This is a genomic window from Synechococcus sp. PROS-7-1 (assembly GCF_014279795.1).
Classification (GTDB): domain Bacteria; phylum Cyanobacteriota; class Cyanobacteriia; order PCC-6307; family Cyanobiaceae; genus Synechococcus_C.
On record NZ_CP047945.1, the window covers coordinates 1,635,113 to 1,660,799 of the forward strand.

At 60.8% G+C, this 25,687-nt stretch carries 32 protein-coding genes and 1 tRNA gene; 17 read left to right on the plus strand and 16 right to left on the minus strand.

The features are described from left to right. Nucleotides 1-23: 23 nt before the first annotated feature. Genes SynPROS71_RS08885 through SynPROS71_RS08895 form a run of 3 tightly spaced genes read left to right on the plus strand, consistent with a single transcriptional unit; the run spans nt 24 to nt 2,261 of the window. The gene (locus SynPROS71_RS08885; protein WP_186594560.1) at nt 24-626 is read left to right on the plus strand and encodes a hypothetical protein; all 603 of its coding nucleotides are present in this window, start codon (nt 24-26) and stop codon (nt 624-626) included. A gap of 11 nt (nt 627-637) precedes the next feature. After that, a complete protein-coding gene (locus SynPROS71_RS08890; protein ID WP_186594562.1) occupies nt 638-1,501 on the plus strand; it encodes an MlaD family protein in 864 nt (287 codons plus the stop codon). 55 nt (nt 1,502-1,556) lie between these two features. Beyond that, nucleotides 1,557-2,261: a YcgJ family protein gene (locus SynPROS71_RS08895; RefSeq protein WP_255442080.1), complete on the plus strand. Its 705-nt coding sequence runs from the start codon at nt 1,557-1,559 to the stop codon at nt 2,259-2,261. Here SynPROS71_RS08895 and SynPROS71_RS08900 read toward each other — a convergent pair. The 3 genes from SynPROS71_RS08900 to SynPROS71_RS08910 form a co-directional block, all read right to left on the minus strand. Next, a complete protein-coding gene (locus SynPROS71_RS08900) occupies nt 2,254-4,002 on the minus strand; it encodes a mechanosensitive ion channel family protein (RefSeq protein ID WP_255442081.1) in 1,749 nt (582 codons plus the stop codon). The genes SynPROS71_RS08895 and SynPROS71_RS08900 overlap by 8 nt on opposite strands. Before the next feature lie 13 nt (nt 4,003-4,015). Next, nucleotides 4,016-4,276: a hypothetical protein gene (locus SynPROS71_RS08905; protein WP_186594565.1), complete on the minus strand. Its 261-nt coding sequence runs from the start codon at nt 4,274-4,276 to the stop codon at nt 4,016-4,018. Between the two features lie 75 nt (nt 4,277-4,351). Further along, nucleotides 4,352-4,927 carry a nucleoside triphosphate pyrophosphatase gene (locus SynPROS71_RS08910; RefSeq protein WP_186594567.1) on the minus strand — a complete coding sequence of 192 codons (576 nt, stop codon included), beginning with the start codon at nt 4,925-4,927 and terminating at the stop codon, nt 4,352-4,354. A 48-nt stretch (nt 4,928-4,975) separates the two neighbouring features. Between SynPROS71_RS08910 and SynPROS71_RS08915 the strand changes: the two genes are divergently transcribed. From SynPROS71_RS08915 to SynPROS71_RS08955, 9 genes are all read left to right on the plus strand, one after another. Further along, nucleotides 4,976-5,362, plus strand: coding sequence for an Npun_F0494 family protein (locus tag SynPROS71_RS08915; protein WP_186594569.1), 387 nt, complete (start codon nt 4,976-4,978; stop codon nt 5,360-5,362). Between the two features lie 91 nt (nt 5,363-5,453). Further along, nucleotides 5,454-6,938 (plus strand): cobyric acid synthase, encoded by a 1,485-nt coding sequence (locus SynPROS71_RS08920; protein WP_186598011.1) that lies wholly within the window; start codon nt 5,454-5,456, stop codon nt 6,936-6,938. An 8-nt stretch (nt 6,939-6,946) separates the two neighbouring features. After that, nucleotides 6,947-7,198, plus strand: coding sequence for a 2Fe-2S iron-sulfur cluster-binding protein (locus SynPROS71_RS08925; protein ID WP_186594571.1), 252 nt, complete (start codon nt 6,947-6,949; stop codon nt 7,196-7,198). After that, a complete protein-coding gene (locus SynPROS71_RS08930) occupies nt 7,195-8,397 on the plus strand; it encodes a chloride channel protein (protein ID WP_186594573.1) in 1,203 nt (400 codons plus the stop codon). Before SynPROS71_RS08925 ends, SynPROS71_RS08930 begins: the two co-directional genes overlap by 4 nt. Continuing rightward, nucleotides 8,398-9,270, plus strand: a complete 873-nt coding sequence (locus SynPROS71_RS08935) for an EamA family transporter (protein WP_186594575.1) — start codon at nt 8,398-8,400, stop codon at nt 9,268-9,270. It begins immediately after the preceding gene. Nucleotides 9,271-9,303: 33 nt separating this feature from the next. Next, a complete protein-coding gene (locus SynPROS71_RS08940) occupies nt 9,304-10,047 on the plus strand; it encodes an MBL fold metallo-hydrolase (protein WP_186594577.1) in 744 nt (247 codons plus the stop codon). A gap of 27 nt (nt 10,048-10,074) precedes the next feature. Beyond that, the gene (locus SynPROS71_RS08945; RefSeq protein WP_186594579.1) at nt 10,075-10,713 is read left to right on the plus strand and encodes a secondary thiamine-phosphate synthase enzyme YjbQ; all 639 of its coding nucleotides are present in this window, start codon (nt 10,075-10,077) and stop codon (nt 10,711-10,713) included. Further along, nucleotides 10,710-11,981, plus strand: a complete 1,272-nt coding sequence (locus SynPROS71_RS08950; protein WP_186594581.1) for an MFS transporter — start codon at nt 10,710-10,712, stop codon at nt 11,979-11,981. Before SynPROS71_RS08945 ends, SynPROS71_RS08950 begins: the two co-directional genes overlap by 4 nt. 156 nt (nt 11,982-12,137) lie before the next feature. Continuing rightward, nucleotides 12,138-12,425, plus strand: a complete 288-nt coding sequence (locus SynPROS71_RS08955) for a hypothetical protein (RefSeq protein ID WP_186471488.1) — start codon at nt 12,138-12,140, stop codon at nt 12,423-12,425. Nucleotides 12,426-12,533: 108 nt separating this feature from the next. Here SynPROS71_RS08955 and SynPROS71_RS08960 read toward each other — a convergent pair whose 3' ends face one another. Continuing rightward, a complete protein-coding gene (locus tag SynPROS71_RS08960; protein ID WP_255442082.1) occupies nt 12,534-12,704 on the minus strand; it encodes a hypothetical protein in 171 nt (56 codons plus the stop codon). 116 nt (nt 12,705-12,820) lie between these two features. Between SynPROS71_RS08960 and SynPROS71_RS08965 the strand changes: the two genes are divergently transcribed. Both SynPROS71_RS08965 and SynPROS71_RS08970 read left to right on the plus strand, forming a co-directional pair. Beyond that, the gene (locus tag SynPROS71_RS08965; RefSeq protein WP_186594583.1) at nt 12,821-12,973 is read left to right on the plus strand and encodes a hypothetical protein; all 153 of its coding nucleotides are present in this window, start codon (nt 12,821-12,823) and stop codon (nt 12,971-12,973) included. Nucleotides 12,974-13,018: 45 nt separating this feature from the next. Continuing rightward, nucleotides 13,019-13,258, plus strand: a complete 240-nt coding sequence (locus tag SynPROS71_RS08970) for a hypothetical protein (RefSeq protein ID WP_186594585.1) — start codon at nt 13,019-13,021, stop codon at nt 13,256-13,258. Between the two features lie 3 nt (nt 13,259-13,261). On the opposite strand, the gene SynPROS71_RS08975 is transcribed toward SynPROS71_RS08970, so the two are convergent. The 8 genes from SynPROS71_RS08975 to SynPROS71_RS09010 all read right to left on the minus strand — a co-directional run bounded on the left by SynPROS71_RS08975 (nt 13,262) and on the right by SynPROS71_RS09010 (nt 17,327). Next, nucleotides 13,262-13,780, minus strand: a complete 519-nt coding sequence (locus SynPROS71_RS08975) for a hypothetical protein (RefSeq protein WP_186594587.1) — start codon at nt 13,778-13,780, stop codon at nt 13,262-13,264. 610 nt (nt 13,781-14,390) lie between these two features. Next, nucleotides 14,391-14,822 (minus strand): hypothetical protein, encoded by a 432-nt coding sequence (locus SynPROS71_RS08980; protein ID WP_186594589.1) that lies wholly within the window; start codon nt 14,820-14,822, stop codon nt 14,391-14,393. Nucleotides 14,823-15,000: 178 nt separating this feature from the next. Then, entirely contained in the window at nt 15,001-15,330 is a 330-nt protein-coding gene (locus SynPROS71_RS08985; RefSeq protein ID WP_186594591.1) for a hypothetical protein, read from the minus strand. Between the two features lie 334 nt (nt 15,331-15,664). After that, a tRNA-Ala gene (locus SynPROS71_RS08990) sits at nt 15,665-15,737 on the minus strand. Between the two features lie 75 nt (nt 15,738-15,812). Then, nucleotides 15,813-16,436, minus strand: a complete 624-nt coding sequence (lexA, locus tag SynPROS71_RS08995; RefSeq protein WP_011933578.1) for a transcriptional repressor LexA — start codon at nt 16,434-16,436, stop codon at nt 15,813-15,815. Nucleotides 16,437-16,489: 53 nt separating this feature from the next. Further along, on the minus strand, nt 16,490-16,924 hold the full coding sequence (locus SynPROS71_RS09000; protein ID WP_255442083.1) for a hypothetical protein: 435 nt from the start codon (nt 16,922-16,924) through the stop codon (nt 16,490-16,492). 2 nt (nt 16,925-16,926) lie between these two features. Then, nucleotides 16,927-17,184 (minus strand): hypothetical protein, encoded by a 258-nt coding sequence (locus tag SynPROS71_RS09005; protein ID WP_186594593.1) that lies wholly within the window; start codon nt 17,182-17,184, stop codon nt 16,927-16,929. Continuing rightward, a complete protein-coding gene (locus SynPROS71_RS09010) occupies nt 17,181-17,327 on the minus strand; it encodes a hypothetical protein (RefSeq protein WP_186594595.1) in 147 nt (48 codons plus the stop codon). Before SynPROS71_RS09010 ends, SynPROS71_RS09005 begins: the two co-directional genes overlap by 4 nt. Before the next feature lie 119 nt (nt 17,328-17,446). Between SynPROS71_RS09010 and SynPROS71_RS09015 the strand changes: the two genes are divergently transcribed. Then, a complete protein-coding gene (locus tag SynPROS71_RS09015; protein WP_011933582.1) occupies nt 17,447-17,788 on the plus strand; it encodes a YbjQ family protein in 342 nt (113 codons plus the stop codon). Between the two features lie 67 nt (nt 17,789-17,855). Continuing rightward, nucleotides 17,856-19,868: a hypothetical protein gene (locus SynPROS71_RS09020; protein ID WP_186594597.1), complete on the plus strand. Its 2,013-nt coding sequence runs from the start codon at nt 17,856-17,858 to the stop codon at nt 19,866-19,868. Between the two features lie 7 nt (nt 19,869-19,875). Here the strand turns inward: SynPROS71_RS09020 and SynPROS71_RS09025 are convergent, their stop codons facing one another. The 4 genes from SynPROS71_RS09025 to SynPROS71_RS09040 form a co-directional block, all read right to left on the minus strand. Further along, nucleotides 19,876-20,646, minus strand: a complete 771-nt coding sequence (locus tag SynPROS71_RS09025) for a carboxylesterase (RefSeq protein WP_255442084.1) — start codon at nt 20,644-20,646, stop codon at nt 19,876-19,878. Nucleotides 20,647-20,650: 4 nt separating this feature from the next. Next, nucleotides 20,651-21,607 (minus strand): ornithine carbamoyltransferase, encoded by a 957-nt coding sequence (gene argF / locus SynPROS71_RS09030; RefSeq protein WP_186594601.1) that lies wholly within the window; start codon nt 21,605-21,607, stop codon nt 20,651-20,653. A gap of 52 nt (nt 21,608-21,659) precedes the next feature. After that, nucleotides 21,660-23,537 (minus strand): ATP-dependent zinc metalloprotease FtsH, encoded by a 1,878-nt coding sequence (gene ftsH / locus SynPROS71_RS09035; RefSeq protein WP_186594603.1) that lies wholly within the window; start codon nt 23,535-23,537, stop codon nt 21,660-21,662. A gap of 91 nt (nt 23,538-23,628) precedes the next feature. Beyond that, nucleotides 23,629-24,957 (minus strand): hypothetical protein, encoded by a 1,329-nt coding sequence (locus SynPROS71_RS09040; protein WP_186594605.1) that lies wholly within the window; start codon nt 24,955-24,957, stop codon nt 23,629-23,631. Here SynPROS71_RS09040 and SynPROS71_RS09045 point away from each other — a divergent pair. Beyond that, nucleotides 24,935-25,681, plus strand: a complete 747-nt coding sequence (locus tag SynPROS71_RS09045; RefSeq protein ID WP_186594607.1) for a potassium channel family protein — start codon at nt 24,935-24,937, stop codon at nt 25,679-25,681. The two genes, SynPROS71_RS09040 and SynPROS71_RS09045, sit on opposite strands and share 23 nt — an antisense overlap. Nucleotides 25,682-25,687: the final 6 nt, after the last annotated feature.

Below are 25,687 nucleotides of genomic sequence, written 5' to 3' on the forward strand. Positions count from 1 at the left end.
ATCACAGCACAGTCAGCTTCACAATGACCAAAACCTTGCCCATCGCTGAACAGGACGGTGAGCGCTGCGCCGGTCCGGTGCTGATCTCGGGATTCGTGGTGGGCTTCGGGGTCATTGAACTTGCCACCGGTGCTCTGAACCAGACCAGTCGCTTCAGCCTGCAATTACTGGTTCTGCTGGTGTTGCAACTGATCGGCCCCATCCTGGTGAGCGTGTTGGCCATGGCCCTGCTGCTCCCCCGCTGGCTGGATCGCGTGGTGCAGCAGGGTTCGAAAGCCTGGCGGCAGTCCGTGCCAGCAGCAGCACTTGTGGGTTTGTTGTTGATGCTGATGTTTTTTGTGAGCGCAATCGTTGGCGGTGTTCTGGTGACACCACGGGCAGATCTGCTACGGGAAGCAACCGATCTGCTCTCGGGCATCAAACTCCGTGATCTTCTGCGCACTCTGGTGCGCAGTGGTGTGTTCCTTGGCTGCATCTGCGCCTGGTGTCAGTGGCGGGCACTGACAGCGCTCAGAAGCGGACGCAGCGAAACGCTGATTGTCAGCAATCTGTTGATTGAAGGCCTGACGCTGGCTCTTGCTCTCAAACTGGTCTGGGTGTTGGCGTTCAACGCTCTTGTCCGCTGAATCGTTCTCTAATGCCCGCGACCGCACCAGCACACCCCCGCGAACGGTTGGTGTTTCTGGTTTCAGGTGGTTTGCTGTTGGTTGCCGTGCTTGTCGGGCTCGCCCGTGAACAGCGCTGGGGCACCCGGTTCGTGAACGTTTACCTACTTGCCAGCGACATCAGTGGTCTGCACTCCGGTGAAGAGGTGCGCATCTCCGGGTTTCCCGTGGGCCAGGTGGGGACCTTGGAGCTCAAACCTGATGCACGCGTGCAGGTGCAATTACGGATTGAGCAGAGCAAAGCCCGGCTGATTGGCCCAGGCAGCAGCGCCCGGTTGGATCAAGAAGGATTCGTGGGCGATCGCTTCATCGCCATCAGTCCTGATCCCCAGAGCGGTGCCGATGCCCAGGCCCTCAATGGCAGCACCATCACCTACGAGGAGCCTTTGAACCTCAGCGATGCCCTCGAAGACCTCGCCACAACGCAACAGCAACTGCAAGCCACCTTGCAGAACACCACAAACCTCACTGCCAAGAACGGAGACATCAACACCACCCTTACCGATCTGCGCAACACGCTTCAGAGCACCAACACGCTCACGGCCACGATCGAACGCGAGGCAGCTGCAACAGCACCGGTGGTGCGTGACTCTCTCCAAGGCGTGAGTCGCAACGTCAGTGAAGTCAGCGCAGACACGCGAGCCGCTGAGAGAGAAGCCCAGCAGCTCCTCAAAGACTCACGCCCACTGATCACCAGCACCCTCCAGGAGGTTCGTGAGCTGGCTCAGACCAGCCGGACATTGCTCAATAGCCTGCTCGGGGTGATGGGCCCGCTTCTTGAGCCCGCCAACCAGAGCAGCAACGAACCGACTGCAGACAAGGGAGAAGACCCCTAAATTTGGTTTTTAGAGATAGGCAATGGGTCAGCTCAGTCGACTTGCCACAACGGGGTTGGCCTGTTCTTTGCTGACAGCTGTTCCTGCCTTCGCCCAAAACAAAGGAATTACCTATCCCAAAGCTGGCATCGTCTGCGATCAGGTCGGCCAGGTCTGCTACGACAGCTACGGCCCGTCGATTGGGATCACCAAGATTTACTTCGGCGAGTTCGCCGCTGACCGGCTCAGCCAGAACCGCCGTGGGTCGACCAGCAACGACTTCCGCCTCAGCTCCGGTCAGGCCTGCAGCATCCAGAAACGCAAGTGCTGGGACGACGGCTGGAGCCAGTCGAACGTGGCCAAGGGCCTCACAAAGCAGCTCTTCGGCAACAGCAACAACAACACCAGTGCCAGCGGCGGCACTCGCCAGGTCGCCACAGACACGGGCTACTGCAGCCTCAGCCAGAGAGGTCAGCGGGTGTTTGATGGCCCCTGCCAGCTCAAGCAGGTGTCGAAGGGTGATCGCAACCGCTACAAGATTCAGCTGGAGAACGGCAGCAAGTACGTGTTCAAAGACAACGGCAGCGGCACATACACCATCACTGATTCCTTTGGTGGGAGCTGGCCGGTGACCTTCGTGGATCACGGCAATACCGGCGTGTTCCGCTTCGCTGATTACAAGCTTGTGGCCACCCAGAACAGCGGCAGCACAAACCAGGAAGCCGCAGGAGCCGCTTTGGGTGCGGCCGTGGGCAGCATGCTGAACAACCTGTTCAAGTAAGCCGCGTCAACTCCAATCCATCGGCGAGCACCACGCCTTCCGCTTCAAAGCGGCGCAGAACGCGCAGCTGGAATTCGCGTTCGCTCACCCATTGGCCACCCGATTTGGTGATCAGCAGCACCTCCAGATGGGTGCCGAGCGGAGTGATCCGGCGCACCCCCCGCAACACGGGTTCGCCAAGCAAGCGGTGATTCCAATCGCTGTCATTCACGAACTGATCGATCTCCTCGCGAATGAGAGCAATGGCCTGGTCAATGGAGCTCTGGCGATGCGACACCACAAAGGTGACCAAACTGCCTGATCGCAACTTCGTGTGGTTCCGCAGCTGCCGGATCGTGCTGTTGTCGAGCGTGTCCACCCGCTGATCCAGGCAGCGGATCTGGGTGCTGAACAAGCCCACATCCACCACCTCCCCTTCCACGCCATCGATCTCAATCCAGTCGCCGATGGCATAGCGATCCTCAATCAACACCAGCATGCCGGCGACAAAGTCGCGCAAGAGCCCCTGAAACACAAAGGCCAGGGCACCCAACAACGCACCACCGGCCAGCAGGATCGAAATCGACGCCGTGCGCACGCCGGGAACATCAAGCAACACCCACAGGCCAACCACCATCAGGCAAGACACATCGATCAGTCGATGAATCACCCGCAGCAGGCTGCGGTAACGCTGGTCGCGTCGCGCCCGCTCCTGGGCCATCACATCGACGTTGTCGGCCCATTGGTGCAGCAGAAACGTGCTCAGCGCCCGTCCCAGCAAGCCCACCATCGTCACCACCCCCACCTTGATCAAGGCAAACGACGGTTGCAGCAACAGCTCGAGCGCCAGGGGGATCTGCCCGGGAACGGCCATCACGCCGAGGCCAACCATCATCACCAGCAGGAACAGCACCAGCACCATCAGCACCCGGGTGATGGTGTGGGTGAGGTGCAGGCGAACCTCCATGGACCGCACGCGACGCCCCTCGTCGAAGCGCTGGCGCTGCAAACGCGACACCCTGCGCCGCAAAGCACTCCAGGCCAACAGCGACACCGCAATCATCCCGAGCAGGAGAAGCTCCACCACCAGGGTGATTCGCCAACGCTGGGCCAATTGTCTTGGCCGCAGAATTTCACGGGCATGGTTGATCCGGCTCTCCAGGATCGTGCGCCAACGCTGGGCCAACTGCTCGGTGGTGACGCCGTTGATCTCCGCATCGGCCTCCGTAACTGACAGCAGCGGGAAGGCGCGCTTGCGATCAGGCAGCCGCGCTTCAAGCACCTGATTGCCTTTGCCGTCGGAGACGATCTCAAGCTTGACCGGTTGATCACTCAAGGCCATGCCAGGGCCGAGGCCGGCGGTGCAGACGTTGGTCTCACCACCCAACACACTGTCGAGCAGCCATTCGCTCAAGCGTTCGCCCTGGCCGCAGAGCTGGTTGGGGTCGTAGAGGAGGCGAAGGTTGCCTTCGATCACAGCAGCGCGTTGCCGAGCCGCTGGCGATCCGCCATCACTGTTAAGCACCGAACTGGATACGGTGATCGCCGGCACACCGAGAATGTTCACCTTCGCCAGTTCGTACTTGCCAACGGAAAGCCCACGTTCCGGCTGGGTGCGGTTCAGGAGATCGACATTGAGACCAGGAACCCCGAAGCCTGATGGTCCGCTGGAGGGTGCTGCCAGGGAGGGAATGGCCATGGACAACACCACAGCCAGCAACGCCAGCAACGCTGCTCTGAGGGATCGGCGAAAGCAGCGCAACAAGGGTGCGTAATCAGAAACTCATGTCCAGCAGGGTATGGCCGCTCGGCGGTTGATGCTTCTGGTCCCCACCGGCTGGCAGACGGAAGCCCTGCACGGAACGGCTCCAGTCGTCACTGGATTCAGCGAAGTAAGCCTGTTCAGCGCTGAGAACCAGAGACGTGTCGGCCTGATCTGTGGCGCTGATGGCGAGAGGCTCCATGGCGGAAGCACTCAGGGCAAGGGTTCCGGAAAGAAGCAAAGCGCCGAGTCCGGGAAGCAGAAAACGATGCATGGCCAAGGGTGTGAGAGGGGCCTGCTTTCGCTTTAGCTACGGCGAAAGAAAAATGGCAACGCAACCCATTGACGCTCAAGAGTTCTGCGGTAGCCATCGGCGCAGCAAGGGCAGACTGAGCCCGATCACGTTGGAATCACAGCCGTTGAGGCGCTCAACGACGCACCCGCCCCGCCCTTCCAACGCAAATCCTCCGGCGCATTGCAACGGCTCACCACTGCTCACGTAGGCGTCGATCTCCGCATCACTCAGATCAGCAAACAACACACGCGTGGTGACGCATTGGCATTGGCTCGAGATCGCGGTCGCTGGCGACGTCGCGATCAAACAGTGCCCGGTATGCAAGTCGCCCCAATGGCCACGCATCCGTTGCCACCGCGCTTTGGCTTCCTCGGCATCAGCGGGTTTGCCGAACACCTCGCCTTCAAACGCCAACACGGAGTCACACCCCAACACGGCATCGATGGTTGGATCGGTGAGCTGGGCATGCACCGCTTTGGCCTTGGCCTCAGCCAGCAGGCACACGAGGTGTGCTGGTTGGGGATGGTGAATGCCGTCTTCATCCACCCCACTCACCTGCACCCGATGGGGGATGCAGGCCTGCTCCAGCAGACGACGGCGAGCCGGGGATGCGGAAGCCAGCAGAAGCATGGGGCCTCAAAGAACGCTGCAGACCCCGAGAATGACAGCGTCAGCAGCATGCGCGTGATCGCCCAGGACCCCAGCGAACTCACCCAACACGCCCTGCGGCGGGCCCGCCAGGCCGTGCGCTGCCTGCCGTTCCGCCGCAGCTTCTACCGGCTCCTGGACGAGAGCGCCCAAAGCAGCAAGGAGCTGGCCAACCGCCCCGACTGGCGTGTGAACACCACGCAGCGGCTGGGATCAGGAGACACCGAAACGTTGCTCATCTGGCTAATCCAACTAGGCGTTCTGCGGCGTGAAGTGGATGGTCAGGGGCTCACCGAGCGGGTGCGAATCACGCCGCTGGGCCGGGATGTTCTGGCTGACTGGCCCGAGGAGATTCCTGCTGCCGGCCTCCTGAGTCGGGTGATGCACTGGTGCCGGCGTCGCCGCCCGCGCTGGTGAACGTCGCTCGATCCCCAGACGCGCTGCGATGCTGCGCTGCAGCACCCTCCGCGAGGCAGCCGTGAGCCAGGCGCGAACCCACCCCCCGCTCATGGTGCTCGGCACCAGCAGTGGAGCGGGGAAATCGCTGATGACCGCAGCCCTGTGCCGGGTGCTGAAACGGCGGGGAGAGACCCCCCTCCCCTTCAAGGGCCAGAACATGAGCAACAATGCCTGGGTGGACCCAGGTGGCGGGGAAATGGCCTACTCCCAGGCACTCCAGGCCTGGGCCGCAGGACGGGAACCCGAATGCGCCATGAATCCGGTGTTGCTCAAACCCCAGGGCGACAGCACGAGCGAGGTGATCCACCTGGGCCGTTCGGTGGGCACCTGCCGCGCTGAGCACTACTACCGCGACTGGTTCAGGCCCGGATGGGCCGCCATCCGTCAGGGCCTGCACACCTTGGAGGTCCAGCACCCCGAGGGGCGGCTCGTGCTCGAGGGAGCGGGCAGTCCCGTGGAGGTGAACCTTCAGGCGCGCGACCTCACCAACCTGCGTCTGGCCCAATACCTGCGGGCCCGTTGCCTTCTTGTGGCCGACATTGAACGCGGCGGTGTGTTTGCCCAGATCGTGGGCACCCTGGCTCTGCTCAGGCCAGTGGAGCGTCCCCTGATTGGCGGCTTACTGATCAACCGCTTCCGCGGTCGCCGCGAACTGTTCGATGAAGGTCGGCGCTGGCTCGAGCAACACACCGGCATCCCCGTGCTGGGAGTGATGCCTTGGCTGGATGAACTGTTTCCACCAGAAGACTCCCTCGACCTGCTCGAGCGCCGCGGCCGTAAACGCGGCGCCGAACTGGAGATCGCTGTGCTGAAGCTGCCATCGCTCAGCAATTTCTCCGACCTCGATCCTCTGGAAGCAGAGCCAACGGTGCAGCTTCGCTGGGTGGAACCTGGCGAACCCCTAGGAACACCCGATGCGGTGGTGATTCCCGGCAGCAAACAGACCTTGCGCGACCTGGGCCGCCTACACAGCAGCGGACTGGGCAGCGCCGTGCAGCGCTTTGCCCGTTCAGGCGGTGCCGTCTTCGGCGTCTGCGGCGGCATGCAGATGCTCGGCCAGGAACTGGAGGATCCAGACGGCCTGGAAGGCCAGGCTCCCGCCGGCAGCAACGGCGCCATGGCCGGCCTCGGACTCCTGCCCCTGCGCACACGCTTCGGTGGTGAGAAAGCCCTGCGCCACCGGCAGAGCAGCGTGCACTGGCCTGAACACCAACCCACACTCAGCGTGGAGGGATTCGAGCTTCATCGCGGCCACACGCATGCACTCGAACCCTGCAGCAACCTCTGCGAGGACCCATCGCTGGGTTGGGTGGCCCGCTGCGGAGACCAGGGAGGCATCGCCGCTGGCACGTATCTCCATGGCATTTTCGACAACGGACCCTGGCGGCGCTGCTGGCTGAATCAGCTGCGCGTTCGGCGAGGGCTGGAGCTGCTCAGTGAACAGCAGCCGCATCACAGCCGCCAACGGGATGCCCTTCTCGATCGCCTTGCCGATGCCTTTGAAACCCATGTGAACCTAGAGCCGCTGCTGTGAAACCCGGTATGCCCTCAGAGTCGGTGATGGTGTCCATCCAGTGGCCGGATGGCCGGCGAAGCCGCTGCCCCAAGGGGCAGGATTGGCTTGTCGCCAGTCGGGAGGCTGGGGTGCACATTCCCACCGGATGCTTAGGCGGAAGTTGCGGCGCTTGCGAAATCGAGGTGAACGGCACCGTGGTGAGAGCCTGCATCAGCACCGTGCCTGCGCCAGCATCCGGTCAATTGATGGTGGAACTGGCCACCGATCCCCACTGGTGACAGTCCCTCCAACCTCACCCCGCCACTCCCTTCTGAGGGGCAGCCTGCGGGCCCTGCTGGCAGGGGCGGCAGGCGGAGCCCTAGCGGCTGTGGTGGTGAAAATTGTCCTAACCCTGCAGGGTTGGGTGTGGGGTTCTGCGGTGCTTGAGGGTTTGCCGTCACAGCGCCCCCTGCTCTGGTGTCTGCTCTGGTGCAGCGGAATCGGCCTGGCCATCAGCCTGCTGCAACGGCACCGCCCCGCCAGCGCCCTGCCTGAAATGGTGGAGACCCTCACCGAGCTGCGCCAGCCTGATGGCCTGCAGACCAACGAGGGGGCACGCCAGCTGCTCGGGGGAGGTTTGGCGTTGATCGGCGGCGGCACCCTCGGCCCGGAAGCACTGATGACCCGGTTGATTGCGGTAGCCAGCCATCGCATCTGGCGGGGCGCGGACCGTGACCTGGTGGCAGCGGCGATGGCCGGGACGCTGGGCTTGTTCCATTCCCCCCTCGTGGGCGGGGCAGCGCTGGCCGGCCGGCGTTGGCAGCTGCTCTGGCGCTGGCTTCCAGCCACCCTCGGCGGTGTGGCTGGCTTCGTGGCATTCACAGGATTGAGCGATCTAGGCGGCGGCCTGCGCGGGGTGCCCTACGACTGGCCAGTCGATCAGGAGCAGTGGCTCGGGGCCCTGGTCGCCGCTGTTCTGGCCGGACTCGTGGGTTGTTGCAGCGGTGTGCTGCTGGGTCGTTGGCGCCATTGGCTGCGGTCACTGTCTCTGCAGGAACGCGTTTGGTTCACCCCGGTGCTGACCGGTGTGATCCTCGGCTTCAGCCTCTGGGCCCTGCCACTGTCGGTGTTCTCCGGAGAGAACCAGCTCAAGCCTCTGGTGCTTGGCGTCTGGTCGCTGAGCACGGGCATGCTGCTGATGTCCGCGCTTTTCAAACTGCTGTTGGTGGGCCTTTGCCTGGAAACCGGCTGGAAAGGCGGGCAATTCTTCCCTGTGATCCTGGCCAGCAGCGCCCTGGGCATGGGGCTGCACGAATGCCTGCCCTTTCTCGGAGGCCTGCAGAGCTGGAGTTCCGGCGTTGTGGGCGGCAGCTTGTCTGTTCTGCTCAACTCGCCACTGCTGGGATTGGTGCTCGGCCTCACGCTTCTTCAAGGCCATGGAGCCGGAGCGCTCGTGATCGGCTTGCTCGTGGGCCAGCTGCTCCAGCGCAAACGCTGAATGGGTGTTGTTGCCGGGCTTATCGCAGCATTGGCCTGGACCCTGGCCAGCAGCCTCTGGCGGGGACTGGCCACGTCCCTAAGCGCCCTGCAGCTCAATGGCCTCAAGAACGCCATCGCTTGCTTGGCGCTGCTGCCCGTGCTGATGCGTCTCCCTTGGCACCAGGAAGTCCCCGGCTTGTTGCTGCTGCTGATCAGTGGCGGTATCGGGATCTCGCTTGGGGACAGCTTTTACCTGGCTGCATTGCGGCGTCTGGGCACCCGCCGCACCCTCACCCTCGAATCACTGTCTCCTCTGGCAGCCGCCAGCGGTGGTCTGCTGGTGATGGGGGAACGGCTTTCAAGCCTGGCCTGGCTCGGCACGTTGATGGTCACCGTGTCCGTCGTGCTGGTGGCCCGGCAACAACCCCCGGATGGCACCAGCCAAAACGACCGAAGCACGCGCGCACAGATCACCGGGCTGACCATGGCCCTGGCGGCGGTGATCTGCGGTGTGACCGGAGCAGCGGTCTCCCGCAACGTTCTGCTGACCACGGATCTGAGCCCGATCCAGAGTGCCTCCGCCAGGCTGCTCGGTGGCTTGCTGCTGCTGCTTCCCTGGTTGCGATTCAATCGGGCGTTTCCGCAGCCACGCCCCAAGATTGCCCGTTGGCCACGGGTGCTCCTGGCCACAGGCCTGGGCACCATTCTGGGGATCCTTCTGCAGCAGGTGGTGTTGCAACGCCTGCCCTTGGGTGTGGGCATCACCGTGCTCAGCACCGCACCAGTGATGGCGCTGTTGGTGGCCCGGGCGGAAGGCGATCATCCCCGCACCTCAGGATGGTTGGCTTCAGCGCTAGCGGTGGCGGGGGTGGCTCTCGCCGTGAGGGGTTAAGCCCCTACGGTTTTCGCAGAAGACGAACCACCCATGACCGCAACAGCCACCTACCTCGGCGCCAATGGCTGGTGTCTCGATGTTGCAGGGTTTCGCGTGCTGGTGGACCCCTGGCTGTTTGGCCCTCTGGTGTTCCCCCCTGGCCCCTGGCTGCTGAAAGGTGAAATGCCCACGATGCAGCCTGTGCCTGAGTGCATTGATCTGCTGCTGCTCACGCAGGGCCTTCAGGATCACGCCCATCCGGAAACGCTCTCGATGCTGAGCAAAGACCTGCCCGTGGTCGGGTCGGCGGCTGCGGCCAAAGTGGCGAAGCGGCTGGGCTTCATTGCCGTGGAAGCGCTCAACCCTGGTGAAAGCACAGAACGGGGGCCCTTGCAGATTCGCGCCACCGCCGGCGCTGCCGTTCCGGCCGTAGAGAACGGATACTTGCTCGACTGGCCTGGTGGGTCGCTCTACCTCGAACCCCATGGAGTGCTGGATTCCTCCGTGGACGAGCGCCCCGTGCAGACGGTGATCACGCCAGTGGTCGATTTAGGCCTGCCCTTGGTGGGCAACTTCATCACCGGCGCCAGCGTGATGCCGGATCTGATCAGCCGCTTCCAGCCGCAACAGGTGCTGGCAAGCACCACAGGCGGAGACGTGCGCTTCACCGGCCTGATCAGCAAAGCGCTGGAAGCCGGCGGAGTATCAGAAGCCAGCCCCGAGGTCACTGAAGGCTGCGCGCTGATCACCCCCACTGTGGGTGAAGCCATTCCCCTCGCCCCGAGCCCTGGCTAGAGCGAGAAGAACCGGAACAGAACGTCAATGGCGCTGGATCAAGCGCTCAGCCGACTGGAGATCCAAACCCAAGGTTCGGGCTTCACTCGCATCGATGGGTCGCTAAGCGAATGGATCCGCAGCACCCGGATGCAATGCGGCGTTGTGCATCTCAGTTGTCTGCACACCAGTTGCAGCCTCACCATCAATGAAAACGCCGACCCGCGGGTGCTGCTGGATCTCGCGGCCTGGATGGAGGCGATCGTTCCTCAAGATGGCGCCGGACCGCTAGGAGCCAACGGGCAGCGTCGACGTTACCTGCATGACGACGAAGGCAACGACGACATGCCGGCCCACATCCGCACCGCGCTCACCCAGCAAACCCTGAGCCTGAGTGTGGAGAACGGCCAACTGCTGCTCGGAACCTGGCAAGCCGTGTATCTCTGGGAACACCGCTCGGCACCGCACCGGCGCACGATCACCTGCCACCTGATCGGTGAAACCCAAACAAACGCGAGAACCGTTGCCGACACCAGCACCAACCTGCAGCGCCGCAACGGCGAAAAGCTGAATGAACTGGTGCAGTCCAAACACGTCCCGGAAGCCTGGGCCGAAGACAACGGCGTGGACACCGAGGTGGATCTGCTGATCGATCGCTTGCACGACATCGCCGACGACCCGCAATGACCACAACGAAACCGACAGCCAGCACCAGCCGCGTTCTTCTGGCCGGCCTGATCGGCAACGTGATGGAGTGGTACGACTTCGCGGTGTACGGCTACTTCGCCACGGTGATCGGCCGTGAGTTCTTTCCATCCAGCGACCCTGCCAGCTCCTTAATCGGAGCCTTCGGTGCCTTTGCCGCAGGCTTTCTGGTGCGGCCCCTGGGGGGTGTGGTGTTCGGCCGCATCGGCGACCTGTTCGGTCGTCGCCGTGCCCTCAGCCTCTCGGTGATGGCGATGGCGATCCCAACGGTGCTGATGGGCTTGCTGCCAACCCATCAACAGATTGGTGTGGCGGCACCGATCGCCGTGGTGGTGCTGCGGTTAATCCAAGGGCTGTCCGTTGGCGGCGAGTACACCAGCTCGATCATCTTTTTGACCGAACAGGCGCCCCAACGCCAGCGGGGGTTCTACGCGATCTGGGGCCTGTGGGGCTCCGTGCTGGGCATGCTGCTGGGTTCGGGCTTCGGAGATTTACTCGCCCACACCCTGACCCCTGATCAGTTGGGCAGTTGGGGTTGGAGATTGCCCTTTCTGCTGGGGGCCCTCGTAGCCCTCACAGGCATTGTGATTCGTCAGGGGATCGGTGCTGAGGTGATCGAACCTCAGGTGAAGGCACCGGTGCGGGAGACGTTCGGGCGATACCGATTGCAGGTGTTGCAGGTGATGGCTCTGAACATCGCCAGCAGCGTGGGCTACTACGCCGCCTTCGTGTATGCCGTGAGCTATCTGGAAGACATCGACAAGCTCAGCGATGCCACGGCACTGAGCCTCAACACCGGCGTTCTTGGCGTGTTGCTTCTGCTGTACCCGATCGCAGCCTGGCTATCGGATCGCATCGGACGCAAGCCGATGCTGATCAGCGGGTCTGCCTTGATGTGTTTCGGTGCCCTGTCGTTTTTTGATCTGATGCACAGCGGTGACCCTCAGCTGGTGCTGCGCGGAGAACTCGGCCTCACCGTGGCGGTTGCCCTGCTCGCTGGCGGCAAGAATCCGGCCAATGTGGAACTGATGCCCGCCGCCGTGCGCTGCACGGGTCTGGCGGTGGCCTTCAACCTTGCCGAGGGTTATTTCGGAGGCACCACGCCCTTGATCTCCACTTGGTTGATCAGCCGCACCGGCAATCCCCTGCTGCCAGGCGCCTGGGTTGCGCTGGCAGGGCTGATCACCTTGATCACAGCAGTGTTCTTCACCCGCGAAACAGCATTCCGGCCCCTGGAGGGGACACGTTGAAAAGGGCCTGCTAGAAGAAAGCTATCCGTGGTTAGTGGCCATGAACCCCGATGGTGAGATCTGGCCGGTGGTGTTGGTGGCGGCGAGCGTGGTGGTGCTCTGGGTGATTCTCTCGGTCACCAGCAGCGGCACGTTTGAAGTGGTGGGTGCCGGCTGATGTGCCTTCTAGCTGCACTGGGATTGCTTGCGCCAAGGCTGATCCTGATTCTGCTGTGGGTATTCAGTCCGCTGTTTGTGCTCGCACCGTTCGCAGATCTGCCGATCCCCAACCCGATTCTTCCCCTACTGGGTGTGTTGTTTCTCCCCACCACAACCCTGGGTGTGTGCTTTGCGCAGGCCTCATTCGGAGGACTGGGCAGCTTCAGTGGCCTGCTGGTGGTGGCCATCGGCTTGGTGATCGATGCCGGCTTGATCGGCAACGGTCGGGGATTGGCCAAACGCTGAGCGAGCTCAGTTAGACCCCTGCCCGTCATCCATTGACCGTCGCACCAGAAACTGCGTCAGCGACAACATGGCGATTAAGGCACCGGCAGCAATCAGAAGGGTCAAGGCTCAGGAACGCTCACGCATGAGCTGATTCAAGCGTGAGCGCATGCGCATGAACTGGGACCGTTCCCGTTCCCTTAAGTCCACCCGACGCGAGGACACCCAAAGCACCGTGCCTGTTGATGCCAGGCCCACGGCAAACAGAGCGAGGGAAACGGCATCGGGATGATCGAGCACCGATCGTTCAGATATCAGACCATCAGCCTTGCATGAACATCTGGCGAATGGCGGTGAATACTCATTGACGAAAACGCCTTGGATTTGAAGGGTGTGCACAGTGATCGTGATCACCCATGGCGACAACGAACACGGGGCCGCGCAATGCCGGCTTGAAACCAAGTAGCAAGCCAGATCGAAGAGCACAACAGGAGTACATCGAAGCCTGGATGCGCGACGACGACATCCAGCGACGCGAGCGCCTCCATCACATCGAGTACGACTGCTGATCAACAGCTACCCAAAGTCGCCAATCGCATAAAGGTTCATCTCCCATGCTCAAGCTCCAACGAATCCTTCCCTTTTTTTCAGTCTTTTTTCTGGCTAGCACAACAGCACTCACTGCCCACGCGGGATCAGCCACAGTCCAATCGGTGGATCAGGATGTGGCCATCAATCGCGCCATGGGCAAGGTTCCGGAGGGGAAAACAGTGACGGACACCTCCTGCCAAGACACTCAGGCCGGAGGGATCGGTGGAGAAACGCTGTACCGATGCACGGTGACCTGGGATTGAAGATCACGCGGAAGGGTCGCTGATCCAGTGGAGTTGGTGCGATTCACAACTGCCTGTGCGCGCCAAAACAAGCATGGGAACGGTCATCACACCGCGCACAAACCGCTCCCGATACGCCCCCACAAGCTCTCGGTATCGGCTGGCAGTCCAGCCATGGTGATGACACTCCTGGCTTTGCCAGTAGTCGTGCAGAGCTCGCTGGCAGTCCTCCATGCCGAAGTCATGCCAGCAGGCTTGCTGCGCAACCAGCGGATCCACACCATCGGCCAAAAGACGGCGGTAGTGCATCAGCTCTGGAGCCTCGTCACGAGCATCAGGAGGGAGGAACGTCTGGAGCTGCCGAAGGGCGATGCGATCAAGACGCATCCAGCAGCGATCTCTCAAAAGCACAGGAAAGTCCCACGACCACACCCCCGCGGCTCGTATGTCAGCCAGCACACGTTGAAGACCAAGAGCCTGCGCTTCCGTGAGTCCGGCCAGGGGATTCTCTGGAATTGTGCGTCGCCTCAAGCGTGAAGGCATGGTTTGAATTCAGTCGCCCTTGCGCTGTGAACCTCAGCCCAGTCTGCTCCCAGTCCTCCGCATCCGTTAGCGCCCTCCTGTCGTGAGCACGGAACAGGCGCGCACATCACGAGCGCAAACCACAAGCGACTGACTTTTCTCCCAGACTTGTGCACCTTGCATCGAAGCAATGAGAGCTCTGATTGCTGTTGCTCTCTCCCTTACAGCCCTCGTACTAACCCTGGGCACAGGCGTGAGGGGTTCAAATGCATACACGACACACATCGGCATGCGAGTCCCCCCGATCGAAGCCAAGTGCATCAAAACAGGCGAGATTCAAACCGATGAGGGCAAGCAGCTAAACGTTTATCAATGTCCTCCTCGTGCAGCCTAGATTGATGAGGAATCATTCCTTTGCCAAGGCCAGTTCTGCAAGACATTTAATCGCCCCATTATTGGCAGTCGCAATGTCACTTGTTGGCATTGACACTCATTCAAAGACTGGCAAACAATGCGATGAAAGAGCAGACATGACTGATTGCATTAACTCCTACTCACCTGCAATGGAGACCGAGGAAATAGACGACGAGCCATGCAGAATCTCAGAATAACGATGCTGGCATCAATCGCTTCAGCCTCCCTTCTGTGACATCAACCGCTGCACTTGACCGGCTCTCAACTCAACGTGATTGGCGGATGTCGCCCAGTTGGCAGCTCGGCGGGTGATATGTGCTTCAGCGCCAAAGGAATTCATGCCAATGATTCCAACCATTAATGCGAGAGGGGCAACTGCCATCGCAACCAAACAGGCCGCTTGCTTGAGCTCTTTAGCTTCGGGGGCAATAGGTGTATTGCGGTTCTCAGCAGTGAAGGCAGGCTCAAACGTCATCGGTGTAAAGCTTGAATCATTGAGTGGATTGAGCGCCGTTACAGCACCATCCATTGGCAGTTGAACGTTTTGAAGCAAAAAGGGCTTTAGTGCATGACCTGTTTGAGAAAGAGCTTGAGTGTTCTCGACAGCTTCCAGGATGTCGGCAGAAGGGTTGAAAGTGTTGGTGATCATTTGAGTAAGGAGCGAAGGTTTGGGGTGTTGCCCCCTCGACTCCTTCAAGATCACAGGCCTACTGGTGAACCCCAGTGCAGAGCACTGGTGCAGCCCTGGAACAGGTCTGGTGAAATCCTGGTGAACAGCTCAGAACCCAGTCACCACTTGTGCTGAAAGCATTCCCAGCTGAAATCGTCTACTTTCGTCGACTCTTTTCTTGACGACCAATAGCAAAACCAACGAGCAGCCCTGCAGCCCCGCCGAAACTCCCCGCCGTGAGCCGTGTCACGGCCTGCCTCCCAAGCATTTGCGCGTAAGTGAAACTTAAGCCCAGCACGACGAGCCCTCCCGCCAAGGTCAGCACAATCCCTGAAGACGATGTTTTAGACGCAAGGTTTGAAGTGGTTGATTTCCTCACAGCCCCCTCAACAGCCGCGCGCTCGTGGTCGATCTCCTGCTGGAGCTTGTCAATGGCTTTCTGTGGGTTTTCCATCGCTCTATTTTGGCTTTTGAAGGTGAGCTGCAATCCTCAACTCTCAGATGCTCACTCCACCTCCTTTTACCAAGTCGGTGCAGCAAAAGCAGAAGCAACTGCTGGAAGCAATCCCCACTGAAGGAACGTCAGGTCGTCCCATTCGAACGAGACAGCAGAGTCAGCGGCGACATTGGCTGATGAGATGAAGCAGCTACAGCATTACTAGGAGACGGCTGCTTGCTGATGGCTTTCGTGCGCTAGAAGCGTACGCCGATGCCTCGTCTGGGCACATGGTGATGATTGTGGACGCGCAATCGCACTACCTCTAGGCGGTTTTACTACCGCTTTTGTCATCGGTGGGGTGTCCCACTAGCTGAAAACCTAGTGGAGCCAAGGAGACTCGAACTCCTGACCCCCTGCATGCCATGCAGGTGCTCTACCAGCTGAGCTATGGCCCCAATCCGCAAAGAAAGCCTTAGCCGTCCCTACGTCGTGTCGAAGCTTACAACGCCACGAGGGCGAAGGGTTCGGCGCTACACCTGCCGCCACACGGCAGCCAGCTTTCCTTGCACCTGCACTTGATCAGCAGGCAGCTCGATCGGCTCATAGGCAGGATTGGCCGCCTCCAGCCGAACCACCGCACCATCACGGTGGAAATGCTTGAGGGTGGTTCCGCTGCCCGGCACCAATGCGCTCACGATCGTTCCTTCACGCAAGCGGGATGGCTCCGTGACGGGCTCCATCAGCACCACATCACCATCGGCGATGTGCGCATCCACCATCGAGTCACCGTTCACCGTGAGAGCAAACAACCCGCGGGTTTCCAGAACAGGAGCCAGGTCTAGCCGCTCCTGCACGTCATCAAAGGTTTCCACCAATCCGCCAGCCGCGACAGCGCCCAGCACGGGAATGCCTGACGCCACACCCCCTAGCAACTGCAGCGTGCGCGCCTGCCCCTCCTGCCAGGTAATCCACCCTTTCTGCTGAAGGTGACGCAGCCGGCTCTGAACCGGCGCAGGGGAGCGCAGACCCATGGCCTGCATCATCTGACGAATCGAGGGGCTGTGGTGATGGCTGCCGATGTAGTCAGCAAGCCATTCGTACAACTCCTGCTGAGCAGACGTGAGCGGCTCGGGGGATCCAGCGGGCACCGGCAATGCAAATGTTCGTCAATACATGTGTACCGGTGAGAAGCGAATCGCGCAAGGGCTCAACCAGGCCGCTGCAATCCGCAGATCCACTGAACCTTGGCAGAAGTGCCATCACGGCCTACGTAATCCACCCACGTCCCCTGGGCAGACAAACGCTGCAAGCGTTGCTGGTTGCAGAGCGCACGCATGCGCACCAAACGAACCGCCCAGTTGTCAGCGTCTTTTTTCTGAATCAGCAGCGCGCCATCAAACTCCACCCCCATGCGAGTGCGCGTCGGATCAGCGAGATACTCCCCAGCACGAAGCGCAGGAGTATGCAGTCCCTCCATGAACAGCCAGGGGCGTGCCGGCAGGTCGCCGGACTGCGTGAGCTGTTCGCGCGTTTTCGCCCACATCGGCGATTCCGTCTGAGGCTGCCAGGTTTCAGCTGGAGCTGGTGCCCCGAGGGCCAGCGCGGCCAGCAGGGACGCACCACCAAGACGCAACATCCGCATCATCACGACACCTCTTGGTCTGGGGCGGACTCGGTCCGTTGACGGATCAGCTCTGCCAGCATTTTGAGCTTGGCGTTTTCCGATTCCGACGCCCGCGACGCCATCCAGGAACTGGCTGCTTTGAGCTGGGCGAGCTGCTGAAGCAGCGAAAGGGCAGTTTCGCGGAGGGTTTCAAGGTCGTCGCACTCCCGAATGAAGCGGCCCCATTTCTCCGTTTCAAACGACTGCTCAAGTCCGCGCTCGAGGGGATCAATGCTCATGACGGCATCTCCATCTCCGCCATCGGATCAGGCTCTCCCTCACTGATGGCTTTCGCCCGTCGGTAAAAAGCGCTCTCCGTGTCACCGGAGGCCTCCAACGCTTCCATGATTTGCTTCCAGTTGTCCCGTTCCTGCTGGTCCATCACGAGCGCAGAGAGTTTCCAGACCCTAAGCCGATTAAGGGAGCGCGCTTGAAGCATCTTCAAGCCAACCGCCACATCCTCCGTTGGATGGCTAACACGACAAAAAGAGCAATGCCCTCATGCTGATCACCACGACCCCCACCATTGAAGGGCGGAAGATCCTTCACTACCGGGGGCTCGTTACTGGTGAAACCATCATTGGGGCAAATATTTTCCGAGACATCCTGGCAAGCATCACGGATGTGATCGGAGGGCGATCGAAAGCTTACGAAGACGCCTTAATGACAGCTCGTGATAACGCGATCGAAGAAATGAAAAATCGAGCAACGCTGATGCAAGCCAACGCGATCGTTGGCGTTGATTTGGATTACGAAGTGTTTGGTGAAGGGGGAATGATGATGGTCTCCGTCAGCGGCACCGCCGTGTTACTCGAAGGTGGCACAGGCGTACCCCTGGCTTGAGTAGACCTTGTGAATCTGACGATGACTTGACCAGGCCATCGTCAGCTGGTGGTGGCAAGTTGTGGGCATGAATGAAGCCAAGATCCCCGTGCAACTCCTGGTCAAGGGACTCTCAACCGCTGTGGCAGCGACCGTGCTCAGCACAGTGGCAACGCAGGCCGAAGTGAACCAACCCGTTCCGATCAGGGGGCGGGTTCTGGCTGCAGGGAAGGCGCTCCCTAACGCTGAGGTGATCCTGATGGCCGCCAACGGCCGTCAAAAAGCAATCTCGCTGGGAAGCACCCGCACGGATGGTCAGGGACGCTTCAAGTTGGGACTCCCCAGTGATGCCAACCAGCAGCTTTACCTGCTCGCCCATTCCGGTCCGATCAGCCAGCTGCTGCTTCTGGGGAAGCGGCGACCGCAACGGGTCGTACTCAACGAGCTGGGAACCATCGCCTCAAGCGTGACGGCAGCCCAGTTCCTGCAGGGCAAGGACCTCTCAGGGTCTCCCATGGCGCTCTCGATTGCAGCCAACAACGTTGAGCACTTCGTGGACAAGAGCAGCGGCACCTGGGGGCGAACGGTGATTGACGCCAACAATGGCCCCCAATCCACAACCTTGGCACGCCTTGGAACGCTCGGAAATCTGCTGGCCCTCTGCGGTCTGCCGAGTCGACAGGATGCCTGCAGCCAACTGCTGACGTTTGATCGCAGCGGCATGGGGAGCACCCTGGGCGTGGCCCAGAGCCTGGCCCGCCGCCCCTGGCAGGGAGCAGGGGCATTGTTCGATCTATTCGACAAGGCCTACCCGGCCCCGGTAACGGCCAATCCAGAGGAGCGACGGAGTGAGGTGACCTACCTGCCGTATCTCTCGTGGCGTCCTGAGGATTTCGCCCTTTCTTTGAAATTCAGTGGTGGCGGTGTTTACAGCGCCGGGCGGATCAGCTTCGCCGCTGATGGAACCATGTGGAGCGGTCAAAACTGGATGCCGGGATCCCAGTCTGGGTCGATCCGCGGCATCGGCGGAGGACTGGCGGCACTCAGGCCCGATGGATCCCCACTTTCACCTGCCATCACTGGCTTTACCGGTATGGGAATCGACGGCGTTGGCTGGGGTACGGCAGTGGGTGAAGAGAAGGTATGGCTGTCGTCGTTCAGCAGCACCATTGGAGTCTTCGATTTACAAGGTCGCCCCCTCGGCCCAGCCCAGGGCATCACGTTGGATGGCCGCATCGGACAGGGTCAGGGCATTGGCATTGCCCGCAACGGTGATGTTTGGGTCGCAGATTCCACCCGGGATCAGCTTGTGCACTTTCCTGGCGGTGATCACAACCGCGGGCGGATTGTTCAGGTCGACGGCTTAAAGGCTCCGTTCGGCATCGCGATTGATCGATCCAACAGAGTTTGGATCAGTAATTCCCGGGGTAACAATGTCACTGTCTTTGCCGCAGATGAGCCGGCCCAAGCGCAGCAGATCACAGTGGGCTTAGGGGTGCGCGGAATCGCCCATGACAGCCGAGGGAATACTTGGGTTGCCAGCAACATGACACCTGGTTTTCCTGCACCGACATTCCCGTCCGGCGAGATTCCGATCATGAAGGAATTTGAGGTGGCCTACCGCAACCTCGCGGCCCATTCCAAGCAACTTCCAACAGGAACGATTCACTTGATCCCCGCCAGCGATGGTGCCTCACCCCGCCGTGCCGTTCTCAAACAGAAAGCCAAGCAGGGCAGCAGCCTGAATGTGCCTTGGGGGTTGTCAATTGACGGGAAGGACAACGTCTGGGTGGGTAATTTCCTCGGCACCGGGCTGCTACAGCTATGCGGTGCTGATCCTCGCCAATGCCCCGAAGGACGCAGCAGCGGAGATCTGATCCACACCTACGTGAATGGCAACACCCAGTCGGTGACCGACGTAGCGATCGACCCGGCAGGAAATGTCTGGTACGCCAACAACTGGAATGTTCTGGATGCGGTGGCCATGAGCGATCCACCCCGCAGAAACTCCACCAAGGCGGGCGGCGATGGAGTGGTTGTGTTCTATGGCCTTGCGGCACCTGTCCGCACTCCCCTAATTGGGCCAGTCCGAAGACCCTGAGATGGGTTCAACCCTTGGTATTGATGGCTGCGTGAGTCGTGCTGAGGCGCTTGATGAACGCGGCGGTCACAGACGCCACGGTGCGCCATTCCGCGTCTGTGGTGATCAGGTGTCCGCTGTTCTCTAACCACTGAAGCTCCACAGCAGAAGAGCTGACCCGCTGACGCAGACGATTCACACCGCGCACCGTGATCACCCGATCAAGACGACTGGCCATCACCAGCAAGGGTTGCCTCACCTCCGCCAGATGGCGGCGCGTGTCGGCAATCAGCTCCAGAACCTTCACGCTGCAGCGAGATGGCCAGCGGTTGTAGGTCCAGATGCGCTCAGCGGTGGTGGGATCAACGAAGTCATCAGGGGGCCGCGGAACCGAAGCCAGAACCTTGGCCAGCAACGGTGCGATCAGAGCACGCGGATCACCGCTGATGATCGGTGGTGAATAGGTGATCACACCTTGGATGGACGGTCGCCGCCGCGCCACTTGCAACGCCAGGATCGATCCCAACGACAAACCACCCACCACCACGCTCTGACCTTGCTGCTGCAAGCGATCGACCACGGCCTCGATCTGATTGAGCCATTGATCAGGATCCACCGGCATCAGATCCTCGAGGCAGGTGCCATGCCCAGCGAGCAAGGGGCACTCCACCCCATAGCCCTCGCGCTGCAAAGAGTCGGCCAGCAGACCCATCTCAGCAGGTGATCCGGTGTAGCCATGAATCAACACCACGGTGGTGGAACCACCCGGTAGAACAATCGGATCGGGTGAGGCGCCCACGCCTTCAGAGTCCGCCCAGAACGGCCGCCAACAACGCCTGCTGGGCATGCAAACGGTTTTCGGCCTGATCGAAGATCCGACTTGAGGGGCCCTCCATCACACCGGCACTGATCTCCTCGCCGCGGTGTGCCGGCAAGCAGTGCAACACGATGGCGCGGGAATCAGCCTCCGCCAACAGATCCTCGTTGAGGCAGAAGCCCTGAAAAGCCCGCTCACGTTCGGCTTGTTCCTGCTCCTGGCCCATGGACGCCCACACATCGGTGTAAAGCGCTTGCGCCCCTCGCACGGCCTCCACTGGATCCGTGATCACGCTGATCTGCGCACCGCCAACAGACAACGCACGCGCCTGATCCACCACCCCAGGGAGTGGCTCAAATCCCTCAGGGCAACCGATGCGCACATTCACGCCAAGCAAGGCGCCACAGAGCATCAATGAGTGAGCCACATTGTTGCCATCTCCCACATACGCCAGGGTCTGACCCTGCAGATCGCCGAACACCTCCTGCATCGTGAGGAAATCAGCGAGGGCTTGGCAGGGGTGCTCCAGATCGGTAAGCGCATTGATCACCGGGATGGAGGCCCAGTGGGCGTAATCCGCCAACTCCTGCTGGGCGAAGGTGCGAATCGCCAGCACATCGCAGAAGCGGCTGAGCACACGTGCGGTGTCTTCCAGAGGCTCGCCGCGACCGAGTTGGGTGACCTGGGGATTGAGGTCAACGGTTTGACCACCGAGGCGGGCCATGGCCACCTGAAAGCTCACCCGGGTGCGCGTTGACGCTTTGGTGAAGATCAACCCCAGCACCCGATTGCCCAGATCAATCCGACGCTCGCCGTTTTTGAGCTGAATGGCCAGCTGTAGCAATGCCGCAGTCTGTTCTGCAGAAACATCGGCTGACGAAAGGAAGTCGCTGCCGCTCAACGCAGTGAGAGCGGCGGCGACACTGGTGGAGGCGGACGCCATGGCTGGGCTTCAAACAGCTGTTATCAGGGACAAGTGGTGCATCCGTCAAGCCTCAGGCCGCAACGGCCTCAGGCATCACGCTGGCAGCCAGCATTTCCTTGAGGTCGTCGCCTTCGATCACTTCTTTCTCAAGGATCTTCTGAGCGATGGTTTCGAGAAGAGCCATGTTCTGGCGAAGGATCGCCAGGGCCTGCTCATGGGCGTTATCCACCAGGGCCCGCACTTCCCGATCAATGGCCTGCGCAGTGGCATCACTCACCGTGCGGCGAGGGTTGTTGCCACCGCCGAGGAAGCGACCGCCACCCTGCTTGTCGTAAGCCAGTGGTCCGAGGGTGTCACTCATGCCGTAGGTGCCCACCATCTGCTCAGCGATGTCGGTCGCCCGCTGAAGGTCGTTGGCGGCTCCAGTGGTGATTTTGCCAAACACAATTTCCTCAGCTGATCGGCCGCCCAAGAGGGTGGCGATCTGTCCTTCCAGGTCTTCGCGGGAATTGAGGAAACGCTCCTCGGTGGGGAGTTGCAGGGTGTACCCCAAGGCACTCATGCCGCGAGGAACGATGGAGATCTTCGCCACCTTGCTGCCCCCGGGCATCAGGTGACCCACGATCGCGTGACCGACTTCGTGGTACGCCACAACCTTCTTTTCGTCGTCCTGCATCACCCGGCTCTTCTTCTCAAGACCGGCGACGACACGCTCGATCGCCTCATTGAGATCCCCTTGCTGCACCGAGGTCTGCTTATTGCGAGCTGCCAACAAGGCCGCTTCATTCACCAGGTTGGCCAGATCAGCACCGGCGAAGCCACTGGTGGCCTGAGCGATGCGATCAAGATCCACACCCTCAGCCAGCTTCACCTTTTTGGCGTAGATCTCGAGAATCGTTTTGCGACCGGACAGATCCGGGCGATCCACGAGCACCTGGCGATCAAAACGTCCGGGACGCAGCAGCGCCGCATCAAGAACCTCGGGCTGGTTGGTGGCAGCCAGCACAATCACGGGCTTGTCTTTGGAGGCAAAGCCATCCATTTCGGTGAGCAGCTGGTTGAGGGTCTGCTCCCGCTCATCGTTGCCGCCGACAACGCCCATCGAGCCTGAACGACTCTTACCAATCGCATCCAGTTCGTCGATGAAAATGATGCAAGGAGCGTTCTTTTTGGCCTGCTCAAACAGATCGCGCACCCTGGCCGCGCCGGCGCCCACAAAGAGCTCAACGAATTCCGAGCCGCTGATGATGAAAAACGGCACACCGGCTTCGCCGGCGACGGCTTTGGAGAGAAGAGTCTTGCCCGTTCCAGGAGGGCCAACCAACAACACACCCTTGGGAATCCGAGCCCCGATCTCGGTGTAACGCTCAGGGGTTTTGAGGAAATCGACGATTTCGGTGAGTTCGTCCTTGGCCTCATCCACACCCGCCACATCGTTAAAGGTCACCCGGGATTGCTCATCGGGCACGTAGACCTTGGCCTTGCTCTTGGTGAAGTTGAGCGCTCCCTGGGCCCCGCCGGCGCCCATGGAACGGCGGGCGAAGAACTGCAGCACAAGGATGAAGATCAGCGGGGGAACCACCCAACTGAGGATCGTGGTGAAGATGTTGGGTTTCTTCGGCGGTGCCGCTGCGAATTCCACGCCCTTGCTCTCCAGGCGCTGGGGGAGATCCATGTCGAAAATCGGCGTGGTTGCCAGCACCGAAGGAGCACCTTCTTCGGCTTCGGCCAACTCGTAGCGAATCTGGTCCTGGGTGATGTAAGCGCGCTTCACGGCGCCATCATTCACCTGATCAATGAAAAGGGAATAGGGAACCCGAGGCACCTGCTGCATGCCCTGGTTGGGCAGAAAACTACTGACCAGCAGAAGTACTCCGAAACCGATCAACACGAGGTTGATAATTCCAAAGCGACGGTTGGGGCGGTTGTCGTCCTCGCGGATCGGCATGTTGCGGGTCCCGATGATGCACCCAAACTAAAGCTGTGATTTCGTTCTCGGCCGAATGAGTTGGGTGGAGAACCGAACGGGATCAAAGGCATCACCCGAAATCCACTCCAAATCGAGGGGTTACGCCGAATGAGACACCTGGCGGGAGGATCCAAACCCCATGGCCGATAGCCAATGGATCGCGTGGGCTCATCCCTGAGCTGGCAAGGGTGACCACCTGATCCACATGATTGGGGTGGTGCGAGAACGGAGCATTCCAGTCGCCATTGACAGGGCGTTTGTGGAAGAGCAGCCAACAGCGTTGGCGGAATGGTTCGAAGGTCCCGAGCCACCGGCTTGGATCGTCGGGATTGAGATTTCCACAGAGCAAAACAACCGGGAGCCGACCCTCTTGATCGAGAAAAAGCTGATAAGCCGCAGAGCCGATCGCCATCACAACCACGTGGATCCCTTCGCGGCGGAGTGCTTCGCGCAGCCCCAGCACCCCGAGCTGTTCTGGGACCACACGTTGATAGGTGTGCTGGCACTCCATGGAGAGAAGTTCAGCCTCATTCATCCAACGCTGATGCTTGGGGAGATGGGAGCGACTCAACACGGCCACCTTTGCGGATGCCCCCGACATGAGCGGGCGCTCCGAAGGTCCACAATGCGCGATCTCCTGCAGCAGTGATGCGGCAAAACCTGGCTGGAGCCTGAGCAACTGCCCACGCACCACGTGCGCGGACAGATCCCCGCGCCCCAGGCAGACCGACGATCCCTGACGGCATGGCAGGGGAAGAACCCAGCTCTCGAGATCCCTGAGGTCAGCAAGCTGCAGCAGCTCAGTCGCCCAAACCGGCAAGGGGCGGCTGAGCAACAGTTTCTGCTGGAGACGTCGAGCAAGCAGCAGCAGCGGCAACAGCTCAATCACGAAATGCCCGAAGTGGGTAACGCTGTACTCGTTGAAGGGCCTCATGGCCACAAGCAACGGTTGCCGATCCAGAGCCGATGCATCTTGAACTGGAAAGTCGCGCCTGTCGCAAGAGAGCCTGAGCGTGCCGTCATCCAAGCGTTGAAATAACGGCTGATTCCGGTGGCGGCCATAAAAGTGATGCAGCTCGCGGCGATCGCGCTCGCAGAGCCAGAGCGAGCGAGAGCCGGGATGCATGAACCACTGCTTATCTTCCTGGCCTGCAAACCAGACCCAATGAAACAGCAGCAGCTCAAGCGGATCACTCAGCGCGATCCAACCCATCGGCATCCGCTGATCACCACCGAGCCGGAGGCGTCTAACAACACTGAATCCTGTGCAATCCGGTGATGGCGTCCAGATCGAAGGCAGATCAGCGAGGGTCAACATTGGAAGGTGCATCAGCCGCCAATTGCCGCCATCCTCGGCCTGAGCAACCACAAACACGATGCGATCGGAATGGCGGCGCAAGCAAAGGAGGGAACGGATTTATGAACTGCTGCTAGGCCTCTGCCTGCTGGTGCTGGTCAGCTTCGCCTTTCCAAGAATCACCTGGCTGGGAAGCCTCGGCTATGCCCTGATCGCCCTGCTGCTCACCCAGTTGGTGATGATCCGCAAGCCAGTGCTCACCCTGCAGGATCGTCTTTACCAAGCACTGGGACTCGTGGCGCTGTCGGCTTTGCTGCTGTGGCTGCTCACCCCGGTGCGCTGGGAGACCAGCGGCATGCCGCTGGTGTTGAGCTGGGGGGTCCTAGTGGGGTGGAGCGTGATCCGCCTGGTGGAACGCTTGGCCAGCGAACGGCGGGTCACCGCCGCCATGCTAATGGGGGCTGCTGCGGGCTATCTGCTGCTGGGGCTCACGGCCGGGCTGGTGATGAGCGCAGTGGAAACCATTCAGCCAGGCAGCTTCGAACCCCTCGACATCTCAATCACAGATGCTGCTGGCCAGAACAACACGGTGATCGAGTCAGGGCCGGTGTTCGCTCAGATCAATTACTTCGCCTTCATCTGCCTCACCACCGTTGGCTTTGGAGATATCAACCCCGAGCTTCCCCTGGCCAGGATGCTGGCCGTAGCGACTGGCATTGCCGGACCGCTTTACCTGGCGGTGGTGATGGGGGTGCTGATCGGGCGTTACGCCGGTGACCGTGAGATCGAAGACCGCCTGGAACAACACAATCCCGATCGACGTTGAAGACAA

Excerpts from the sequence above, each read along its gene's own strand:
- SynPROS71_RS08940 (WP_186594577.1), top strand. The coding sequence starts at position 9,304 with ATGACCGCAACAGCCACCTACCTCGGCGCCAATGGCTGGTGTCTCGAT.
- SynPROS71_RS09000 (WP_255442083.1), bottom strand. The coding sequence starts at position 16,924 with ATGCGGATGTTGCGTCTTGGTGGTGCGTCCCTGCTGGCCGCGCTGGCC.
- SynPROS71_RS08970 (WP_186594585.1), top strand. The coding sequence starts at position 13,019 with ATGCTCAAGCTCCAACGAATCCTTCCCTTTTTTTCAGTCTTTTTTCTG.
- SynPROS71_RS08980 (WP_186594589.1), bottom strand. The coding sequence starts at position 14,822 with ATGATCACCAACACTTTCAACCCTTCTGCCGACATCCTGGAAGCTGTC.
- SynPROS71_RS08925 (WP_186594571.1), top strand. The coding sequence starts at position 6,947 with ATGCCCTCAGAGTCGGTGATGGTGTCCATCCAGTGGCCGGATGGCCGG.
- argF (WP_186594601.1), bottom strand. The coding sequence starts at position 21,607 with ATGGCGTCCGCCTCCACCAGTGTCGCCGCCGCTCTCACTGCGTTGAGC.
- SynPROS71_RS08885 (WP_186594560.1), top strand. The coding sequence starts at position 24 with ATGACCAAAACCTTGCCCATCGCTGAACAGGACGGTGAGCGCTGCGCC.
- SynPROS71_RS08905 (WP_186594565.1), bottom strand. The coding sequence starts at position 4,276 with ATGCATCGTTTTCTGCTTCCCGGACTCGGCGCTTTGCTTCTTTCCGGA.
- SynPROS71_RS08955 (WP_186471488.1), top strand. The coding sequence starts at position 12,138 with ATGTGCCTTCTAGCTGCACTGGGATTGCTTGCGCCAAGGCTGATCCTG.
- SynPROS71_RS09020 (WP_186594597.1), top strand. The coding sequence starts at position 17,856 with ATGAATGAAGCCAAGATCCCCGTGCAACTCCTGGTCAAGGGACTCTCA.
- SynPROS71_RS09045 (WP_186594607.1), top strand. The coding sequence starts at position 24,935 with ATGCGATCGGAATGGCGGCGCAAGCAAAGGAGGGAACGGATTTATGAA.
- SynPROS71_RS08945 (WP_186594579.1), top strand. The coding sequence starts at position 10,075 with ATGGCGCTGGATCAAGCGCTCAGCCGACTGGAGATCCAAACCCAAGGT.
- SynPROS71_RS08920 (WP_186598011.1), top strand. The coding sequence starts at position 5,454 with ATGGTGCTCGGCACCAGCAGTGGAGCGGGGAAATCGCTGATGACCGCA.
- SynPROS71_RS09015 (WP_011933582.1), top strand. The coding sequence starts at position 17,447 with ATGCTGATCACCACGACCCCCACCATTGAAGGGCGGAAGATCCTTCAC.
- SynPROS71_RS09005 (WP_186594593.1), bottom strand. The coding sequence starts at position 17,184 with ATGAGCATTGATCCCCTCGAGCGCGGACTTGAGCAGTCGTTTGAAACG.
- SynPROS71_RS08910 (WP_186594567.1), bottom strand. The coding sequence starts at position 4,927 with ATGCTTCTGCTGGCTTCCGCATCCCCGGCTCGCCGTCGTCTGCTGGAG.
- SynPROS71_RS09010 (WP_186594595.1), bottom strand. The coding sequence starts at position 17,327 with ATGGACCAGCAGGAACGGGACAACTGGAAGCAAATCATGGAAGCGTTG.
- SynPROS71_RS08950 (WP_186594581.1), top strand. The coding sequence starts at position 10,710 with ATGACCACAACGAAACCGACAGCCAGCACCAGCCGCGTTCTTCTGGCC.
- SynPROS71_RS08975 (WP_186594587.1), bottom strand. The coding sequence starts at position 13,780 with ATGCCTTCACGCTTGAGGCGACGCACAATTCCAGAGAATCCCCTGGCC.
- SynPROS71_RS08915 (WP_186594569.1), top strand. The coding sequence starts at position 4,976 with ATGCGCGTGATCGCCCAGGACCCCAGCGAACTCACCCAACACGCCCTG.
- SynPROS71_RS08965 (WP_186594583.1), top strand. The coding sequence starts at position 12,821 with ATGGCGACAACGAACACGGGGCCGCGCAATGCCGGCTTGAAACCAAGT.
- SynPROS71_RS08935 (WP_186594575.1), top strand. The coding sequence starts at position 8,398 with ATGGGTGTTGTTGCCGGGCTTATCGCAGCATTGGCCTGGACCCTGGCC.
- ftsH (WP_186594603.1), bottom strand. The coding sequence starts at position 23,537 with ATGCCGATCCGCGAGGACGACAACCGCCCCAACCGTCGCTTTGGAATT.
- SynPROS71_RS08890 (WP_186594562.1), top strand. The coding sequence starts at position 638 with ATGCCCGCGACCGCACCAGCACACCCCCGCGAACGGTTGGTGTTTCTG.